Genomic DNA, 7866 nt, shown 5'->3' with positions numbered 1-7866 from the left:
GGGGGCGTGTTTCCCGCGGTTTCGCTGGACCCCCGCGCGGGGCCCCCCGGGCGGCACCACCTGGTGTTTGCGCCGCGGGCGGGGGGCGCCCACCACCGCCCCGCAGAGGAAGAGCACGGCTCCGACGACCAGCAGCGCGCCGGTGAGGGTAGAGGCGTCGCCGCCCTGCGTCGCGATCACGGCGGCGACGCCGACGAACGACAGGCTGCTCCCCAGGTAGCTGGGGATACGGCCCCGTGTGACGAGCAGGAACAAGATGGTGGCGACACCGGACGCCATGACGGCGAGGTTGGCGTCCAGGCCCATCAGGACCGGCGCGACGAAGCACGCGCCGATCATGGAGACCACGTGCTGGGCCCCGAGCCCGACGGTCCGGCCCCAGGTCAGCCGCTCACCGGGCTTGACGACCTCCCCCGGCCGCAGATGCTTCCCGTCGCCGTGCAGCTTCCAGCCGAAGCCCGCCATGATCACTCCTCAGCTCGTGTCGCACCTCCGCGCGGTGACGGGCTCGCGCCCGTGCCTTCGCCGGGCGCCGCCGCACACCCGTCGCCCGTGGGCGCCCTCGGCGGGCGTACGCGCGTACCCCCGCGGAACGATGACGCAAAAGAACCTTTCTAGCCGAATCCATCCCCGTTGGCCAAAACGTTCATCCTCGCGTACGAGTGACTGACCTGCGGGAAAACGGGTCTGACCCGGCGTCGGAGGTATCGCGCCAGGGCGGCTTCAGCCCGTCGCGAGAGCGTACGCGTACTCCGGGCTGAACTCCCCCGCCTCCGCCGAACAGCCGTCGGACTCCCCCGGCAGCTTCACCCACAGATACGCGTCGATCCGGGACTCGCCCGTACGCGTCGTCGGGGCGTCGCCCAGCGCCCGCCCCGGCGGGTCGCACCAGGCGTCTTCCGCCGGGGGGCCGTTGCCGTTGCGGCTGGTGTCGATGACGGCGCCCATGCCGGGCGGGCCGCCGAGGGCGTCCAGCACCCGGCGCGCGTAGGCGGTCTCGTCGGCGGTGCGGCGGAAGTTCGAGACGTTGGTGAAGATCCCGTCGCCGTACCGGGCGGCCCCCGCCGCCCGGAGCAGCGCCGCCTGCTCCACCGCGCCGTTCCAGGCGGAGTGACCGCCGTCGTAGTAGACCCTGGCCCGCGGGTTCGCGGCGTGCAGGGTCCGGCCCGCCCGCGCCAGCGAGGCGAAACGAGCGGCGCGGGCGTCCGCCGTGAGGCAGTCGGAGACCGCCACGGCGTCGGGTTCCAGGACGACGATCACCGGTCCGTCGCCGAGCCCCGCGGCGAAGGCGCGCATCCAGTCGTCGTACGCGCCCAGGTCCGGCGCCCCGCCCCCGGACGCGCCGCCGCAGTCGCGGTCCGCGATGGCGTACGGCACCAGGACGGGGGTGCGGCCGGCCGCCGAGGCGGCCCGGGTGACGGCCGCCACCCGGCCGGTGATCGTGGCCGGGTCGTACGAGGCGAACCAGACGGCGGTCGGCCGGTTCCCGATCCGGGACTCCAGAACCGGGCGGAGCGGATCCTCCCGGTGGTCGGCCGTCCACTCCAGGAGCTGGGAGTCCGGGTACCGGTAGAGCGCGGGCAGCCGGACCGCGCCGCCGGTGGCGGGCGACGGGGACGGGGACCGGGGGGCCGCCGCCGTGGACGGGCTCGCCGCCGTCCCCGCCGCGGGCCCGCGCGGCGGGTGCGCCGGGGACGGGGAGGGCGACGGTGGCGGTGGCGGGGCGGAGGTGGGGCCGCCCGGCAGGGGCGCGTCGAAGGCGGACGGGGCGGGCGGCGCCGTGGCGCGATCCTCTCCGCCCGCCCCGGTGGTCAGCACCGCGGCTGCGGACACGGCGGCGACGAGGGCCGCGGCGGCGCTCATGAGCGCGTGCCGGCGGGCGGCGCGGCGTTCCGTACGGGCGGCGCGGCGTTCCGTACGGGCGGCGCCCCGGCGCCTTGCGGGGAACTTCCCCGGACGCCACGGGACTTCGCGGACACGGTCCGGCACTCCACACCATCCTTCCGGGGCACCGGGGTTCGTCCGATCCGATGAACTCCGGCCCGGTCGCCGCCGCGTCGAGACTACGGCTGGGACGCTGCGGTCATGGCGCAGTTGGAACAGATCGCGGACGAGGCCCCGCCGGGCCCGGACCCGGCCGTGGAGACGGCACCCACCAGCATCGCGGACGTGATCGCACGCATGCGCGACCTCGGCGCCCTGTGCCCCGAGGGGGACGGCGTAGGGGTCTTCAACCAGGTCTATCTGGCGGTCACCGAGGCCATCGGCGGTGAGCTCGACGCGGGCGGCTTCACCGACCTTGCGGCCACGTCGGCGCTGGACGTCCGGTTCGCGGAGCACTACCTGACCGCGATCGGCACCGCGGAGCGGGGCGGCCTCCCGCCGGAGTGCTGGCGCCCGCTCCTCCAGTTCCGGCGTCACCCGGGGGTACGCCCGATTCAGTTCGCCCTCGCGGGCATCAACGCGCACATCGGCCACGATCTCGCGCTGGCGGTGGTGGACGCCTGCCGTACGCTCGGCTGCGCTCCGCAGGACCTGGAGGATGAGTTCGAGCGCGTGGGCGATCTCCTCGTGCTGCTGGAGGAGCGGATCCGCGAGGAGCTGATGCCCGGACCGGATCTGCTGGAGGTCGCCGACCCGCTGACCCATCTGCTGACGTCCTGGAGCCTCCAGCGGGCCCGGGACGGCGCCTGGTCGGCGGCGAAGGTGCTCTGGCGGCTGCGGGCCCTCCCGCCGCTCGCCGAGGAGTTCCGGCAGCGTACGGACGCGGCGGTCGGCCTCGTCGGACGCTTCCTGCTGACCCCCTGCCGCTGAACCGCCGCCCGCCGCCTCCAGGGGTCGGGGACCGGGGGCGGCGGGCCGGTGTCAGTCCTCCGGCAGTTCCACCGGGGCTATCTCGTCGAAGAGGTCGCCGGGGCCAGGGTTGGTGGGGTCGGTGGAGCCGCCGAACTGGTTCATCACGCCCCAGACGGCGTTCAGCGCGGTCTGCACGGCGCCCTCGGCCCAGCCCGCCGTCCAGGAGATGTCGTCGCCGGCCAGGAAGATCCCCCGCTTGTCGGCGGGCAGCCGGTCCTGCATGAAGTGGGTGAACAGCCGCCGCTGGTAGCGGTAGTGGCCGGGCAGGTTCGCCTTGAACGCCCCCATGAAATAGGGCTCGTTCTCCCAGGAGACGGTCACCGGGTTGCCGATGACGTGCTTGCGGATGTCGACGTTCGGGTAGATCTCGCCGAGCGACTTGAGCATGACGTCCATGCGCTCGTTCGGGGTGAGCGGCAGCCACTTCAGACTGTCGTCGCACCAGGTGTACGAGAGGCAGATGACGGCCGGCTTGTCGGGTCCGTCGTCCAGCAGGTACGTCCCCCGGGTCATCCGGTCGGTCAGCGTCATCGACATGGTGTCGCGGCCGGTGACCTCGTCCTTGTCCAGCCAGAAGGGGCGGTCGACGGGCACGAACAGCTTGGACGACTCCATGTAGTGGGTGCGCTCCATCGCCGTCCAGTGGTCGATCGGGAAGAGCTCGTCGTCGCAGGCGATCTTGGAGAGCAGCAGCCAGGACTGCCCGGTGAAGACGACGGCACGGTAGGTGCGGATGTCGCCGTCCGCGTCCGTGACGGTGACGCGGTTGCCCGCGGTGCGGTCGAGCCGGGTGACGGCGGGGCGGGGGTCGCCGCCGTGCAGGGAGGAGAGCGAGGTGCCGGACGGCCAGTGGACCGTCTTCACCGGTTCGCGCTCCCACAGACGCAGCGGGAGCTGCTGGCTGCCTCCGACGATCCCCCGGTGGTGGTCGTCCGCCTCGGTGTAGACGACCCGCAGGATCTCCAGGATGGAGTTGGGGAAGTCGGTGTCCCAGCCGCCGGTGCCGAAGCCGACCTGGCCGAAGATCTCCCGGTGGCGGAAGGACTTGAAGGATTCCGACGCGCACAGGAACCCGTAGAAGGTCTGGTTGTCGAGCTGCTCCACGAGCCGCGCCCAGATCTCCCGGATGCGCGGGACGTCCCGCTCGCGCAGGGCCCGGTTCATGTCGGAGAAGTCGGCGCCCTCCTCCAGGCAGGCGTTCCAGGCGTCCATCACGTCGCGGTAGACCTGGGGCAGGTCGTCGATGGTGCGCGCGTAGTGGGACTCGCCCTTGAGGTCCACGACGGTCGAGGGGGTCGTCGGGGAGAGCGGGTTGGGGAACGGCCGGGTCTCCAGGTCCACCAGGTCGATGTAGTGCTGGAGCGCGGTGGACGAGGGCGGGAACCGCATCGCGCCCATCTCGGCGGTGAGCGACGGGTCGCAGCCGTCGAAGCCCACGGTGCGCAGCCGGCCGCCGATCCGGTCGGCCTCGTAGAGGACCGGGCGCAGGCCCATCTTCATCAGCTCGTAGGCGGTGATGATGCCGGAGAGGCCGCCGCCGACGACCGCGACCTCCTGCCCGTGCTCGGTGGCGGGGATCTGGCCGAGCCCCGCGGGGTGGGCGAGGAAGTCGTCGTACGCGTACGGGAAGTCCGGACCGAACATGGTGATCGGCGGGGCGGTGTCGGCGTGCGGGACGGCGTTGGGCACCGTGGACGTCATGGGGTACGGACTCCTTGCGGGGACGGGCGGGAGAGAAGACGGCAGGGGGAGGCCCTCACACGGGGCCGACGAGCGGGAGGCCCCTCACACGGGGCCGACGCGTGGAAGGCCCTCACACGGGGCCGACGAGCGGGCCGTACAGCTCCGGGCGCCGGTCGGCGAGGTACGGGTTGGTGGCGCGCGAGGCGGCGAGGAGGGCGGGGTCCACGTCCCCGGTGACGAGTTCCTCGCCGCGTCCGGCCCGGGCGCGCACCGCGCCGTCGGGCCCGGCCAGGCAGCTCAGCCCGACGAACTCGAACTCGCCTTCCTGTCCGGTCCGGTTGACGTAGGCGATGTACATCTGGTTCTCGAAGGCGCGTACCGGTACGACGGACTCCGCGACGAACTGGAAGGGGTGCATCTGCGCCGTGGGCACGGCCAGGAAGTCGGTGCCGGCGAGGGCGTGGGCCCGGACGTTCTCCGGGAACTCGACGTCGTAGCAGATCAGCAGCCCGACGCGGACACCGTCGAGTTCGGCCTGGACGACGGTCTGCTCGCCGGGGGTGAACCAGGTGTGCTCGAAGTCGCCGAAGAGGTGGGTCTTGCGGTAGTCGGCGAGAGCGGAGCCGTCGGGACCGACGAGCCGGGTGGCGTTGTGGATCAGCTCGCCCGCGCGCTCCGGGTAGCCGTACAGGACGGCGATCCGGTGCCGGGCGGCGAGAGCGGCGACGGCCCGTGCGCCGGGGCCGTGCGAGGGCTCGGCCAGGCGGGGCACCGCATCGCCGATCGCGTAGCCGGTGAGGTACATCTCGGAGGTCACCAGCAGCTGGGCCCCGCCGGCGGCGGCGCGCGCGGCGGCGTGATCGAGGGCTTCGAGATTCGCCGTCACGTCTCCGGGGGTGCCGGAGCTCTGGAACAGGGCGGTACGCAACGGCGGCATGGCTGACCTCGGGCGGGGCGGCGGGGGACGTATCCGAAGGTACGTTTCGCCCGCCACCGCCGACAAGGCGCGAGTGTTGCGCACCGACCGTCGATCCGTTGCGTCCGCCGGCCCTTCCGCGGCGATTCGTTGCGCGCGGCGTCGTCACAGCTCAGAAGGGTGATCCAGGTCTCAGCCCGGCGGGCCGGAGCGGGCCTCCCCACTCGGCCCGGGCGCCTCAGACGTACCGGCGGACCAGCGGGGAGAGCACCAGGACGGACTTCGTCCGCTCCACGTAGGGCTCGCTCGCGATACGTTCGAGAACCTGCTCGAAGTGGCGCATGTCGGCCGCGAAGACCTGTACGACCGCGTCCGCCTCGCCGGTGACGGTGGAGGCGGAGGCGATCTCCGGGTAGCGCGAGAGCCCGTTCCTGATCGAATCCGGAGAGGTGTTGCGGCTGCAGAAGATCTCGATGAAGCCCTCGGTCTCCCAGCCCAGCGCCGAGGGGTCGACCCGCACGGTGAACGCCGTGATCGCCCCTTGCTCGCGGAGCCGGTCGACGCGGCGTTTCACGGCGGGCGCGGACAGGCCGACGAGGGCGCCGATGTCGGCGTAGGAGCGCCGGGCGTCCTCGGCGAGGGCGTGGACGATGCGTTCGTCGAGTTCGTTCAGGCGCACGTCGGGCGGTTCACTTCTCTGCGAGGGGCTGGTGCGGGGGCGGTGGTGCCGCCCCCGCAGTAGACCACGGGCGCCCCTCGCCGGAGCGCCCACCGCGTGGCGAGACGAGCTCGCGGAGCGGTCCCGCGTGGCGGTCAGAAGGGGAACCGCGTGCGGCCCCGCTGGATCGAGATCCACTTCTGGGTGGTGAAGGAGTCGATCGTCGACTCGCCGTTGAGGCGGCCGAGGCCCGAGTTCTTCACGCCGCCGAACGGGACGATGGGCTCGTCGTTCACGGTGCCGTCGTTGATGTGGATCATGCCGGTGTGAATGCGCTGCCCGACCCGGACCCCGCGCTCGATGTCCCCGGTGTGCACGGCGCCGCTGAGACCGTACGGGGTGTCGTTGGCGATCCGGACGGCCTCGTCCTCGCCGTCGAAGGGCACGATCAGCGCGACAGGACCGAAGATCTCCTGCTGGAGCACGGGAGAGTCGGCGGAGAGGCCGGTGAGCACGGACGGGCTGACCAGGTTGCCGTCCGTGGTGCCCCGCAGCAGCGCGGTGGCACCGCCGGCGACGGTCTGCTCCACGAGCTTGGTGACGGCGTCGGCCTGCGTGGAGTTGATCAGCGGGCCGATCTGGGTGGCCGGGTCGGCCGGGTCGCCGACGGTCAGGGAGGCGACCTTGGCGACGAACTTCGCGGTGAACTCGGCTTCGACGGAACGGTCGACCAGGATGCGGTTGGCGGCCATGCAGACCTGGCCCTGGTGGACGAAGCGGCTGAAGACCGCGGCGTCGACGGCGTAGTCCACGTCCGCGTCGTCCAGGACGATGAGCGCGCTGTTGCCGCCGAGCTCCAGGACGACCCGCTTGAGGTGGGCGGCACCGACGGTCGCCACGTGCCGGCCCACCTTGTCGGAGCCGGTGAAGGAGATGACCTCGGGGACCGGGTGCTCCAGCAGGGCGTCGCCGATCTCGGCGATGTCGGTGACGACGACGTTCAGCAGTCCGGCCGGCAGACCGGCGTCCTCGAAGATCTTGGCGATGAGCGTGCCGCCGACGATCGGGGTGTTCTGGTGCGGCTTGAGGACGACCGCGTTGCCGAGGGCGAGCGCGGGGGCGACCGACTTCAGGGAGAGCAGGAAGGGGAAGTTGAACGGGCTGATGACGCCCACCACGCCCACCGGCTCGCGGTAGACGCGGTTCTCCTTGCCCTCGACCGGCGAGGGCAGCAGCTGGCCGGTGGGGCGCAGCGCGATCTGGATCGCCTCGCGGAGGAACTCCTTGGCGAGGTGCAGCTCGAAAGCGGCCTTGAGTCGGGTGCCGCCGAGCTCGGCGACGATCGCGTCACCGATCTCGCTCTCGCGCTCCTCCACGATCCGCAGCGCCTTCTCCAGCACACCGCGCCGGGCGTAGGCGTTGGTCTCGGCCCACGTCCGCTGCGCGCGCTCGGCGGCCCGGTAGGCCTGGTCCACCTCTTCGGCCGTGGCGACCGGGATGGAAGCGAGCTTCTCCCCGTCGAACGGGTTGAAGTCGATGATGTCCCAGGAGCCCTTGCCGGGCCGCCACTCGCCGTCGATGTACTGGTGGGCCAGGTCAGTGAAGAAGGACATGAGATCCCTTACCGCAGAGTGGGCGGGTGACTGAACGGGACTCATATTACTTACGTCGTCGAGGAGTTGAAGCAACAGACCGGCCGCCGAAGGGGTTTGACCGGACAACGGGCGTACGACTGTGCCCCCCGCGGTCGAAC

The 7866-nt window shown here is 72.2% G+C and carries 7 protein-coding genes; 1 reads left to right on the top strand and 6 read right to left on the bottom strand.

Annotation, left to right across the window (positions count from 1 at the left end):
• On the bottom strand, positions 1 to 465 hold a 465-nt coding region (locus ACFWEP_RS28020; protein ID WP_387374050.1), incomplete at its 3' end, for a solute carrier family 23 protein.
• Between the two features lie 258 nt (positions 466 to 723).
• The gene (locus ACFWEP_RS28015) at positions 724 to 1863 is read right to left on the bottom strand and encodes a glycoside hydrolase family 6 protein (RefSeq protein ID WP_387374052.1); all 1140 of its coding nucleotides are present in this window, start codon (positions 1861 to 1863) and stop codon (positions 724 to 726) included.
• A gap of 222 nt (positions 1864 to 2085) precedes the next feature.
• Here ACFWEP_RS28015 and ACFWEP_RS28010 point away from each other — a divergent pair, with 222 nt between their 5' ends.
• The gene (locus ACFWEP_RS28010; protein ID WP_387374048.1) at positions 2086 to 2814 is read left to right on the top strand and encodes a DUF5995 family protein; all 729 of its coding nucleotides are present in this window, start codon (positions 2086 to 2088) and stop codon (positions 2812 to 2814) included.
• Positions 2815 to 2865: 51 nt separating this feature from the next.
• On the opposite strand, the gene ACFWEP_RS28005 is transcribed toward ACFWEP_RS28010, so the two are convergent.
• The 4 genes from ACFWEP_RS28005 to ACFWEP_RS27990 form a co-directional block, all read right to left on the bottom strand.
• The gene (locus ACFWEP_RS28005; RefSeq protein WP_387374047.1) at positions 2866 to 4557 is read right to left on the bottom strand and encodes a flavin monoamine oxidase family protein; all 1692 of its coding nucleotides are present in this window, start codon (positions 4555 to 4557) and stop codon (positions 2866 to 2868) included.
• Between the two features lie 112 nt (positions 4558 to 4669).
• Positions 4670 to 5476, bottom strand: coding sequence for a carbon-nitrogen hydrolase family protein (locus ACFWEP_RS28000; protein ID WP_387374045.1), 807 nt, complete (start codon positions 5474 to 5476; stop codon positions 4670 to 4672).
• Between the two features lie 217 nt (positions 5477 to 5693).
• Entirely contained in the window at positions 5694 to 6134 is a 441-nt protein-coding gene (locus ACFWEP_RS27995) for an Lrp/AsnC family transcriptional regulator (RefSeq protein ID WP_328722784.1), read from the bottom strand.
• A gap of 134 nt (positions 6135 to 6268) precedes the next feature.
• Positions 6269 to 7726 carry an aldehyde dehydrogenase family protein gene (locus tag ACFWEP_RS27990; protein ID WP_387374042.1) on the bottom strand — a complete coding sequence of 486 codons (1458 nt, stop codon included), beginning with the start codon at positions 7724 to 7726 and terminating at the stop codon, positions 6269 to 6271.
• Between the last annotated feature and the right edge of the window lie 140 nt (positions 7727 to 7866).

The organism is Streptomyces sp. NPDC060198, from assembly GCF_042728415.1.
GTDB lineage: Bacteria > Actinomycetota > Actinomycetes > Streptomycetales > Streptomycetaceae > Streptomyces.
Note: the sequence above shows the minus strand (reverse complement) of the source record. Positions and strands in the feature narration are given on the sequence as shown.

Coding starts and splice junctions, on each gene's coding strand:
- ACFWEP_RS28015 (WP_387374052.1), bottom strand. CDS start 1,863: ATGAGCGCCGCCGCGGCCCTCGTCGCCGCCGTGTCCGCAGCCGCGGTG.
- ACFWEP_RS28010 (WP_387374048.1), top strand. CDS start 2,086: ATGGCGCAGTTGGAACAGATCGCGGACGAGGCCCCGCCGGGCCCGGAC.
- ACFWEP_RS28005 (WP_387374047.1), bottom strand. CDS start 4,557: ATGACGTCCACGGTGCCCAACGCCGTCCCGCACGCCGACACCGCCCCG.
- ACFWEP_RS28000 (WP_387374045.1), bottom strand. CDS start 5,476: ATGCCGCCGTTGCGTACCGCCCTGTTCCAGAGCTCCGGCACCCCCGGA.
- ACFWEP_RS27990 (WP_387374042.1), bottom strand. CDS start 7,726: ATGTCCTTCTTCACTGACCTGGCCCACCAGTACATCGACGGCGAGTGG.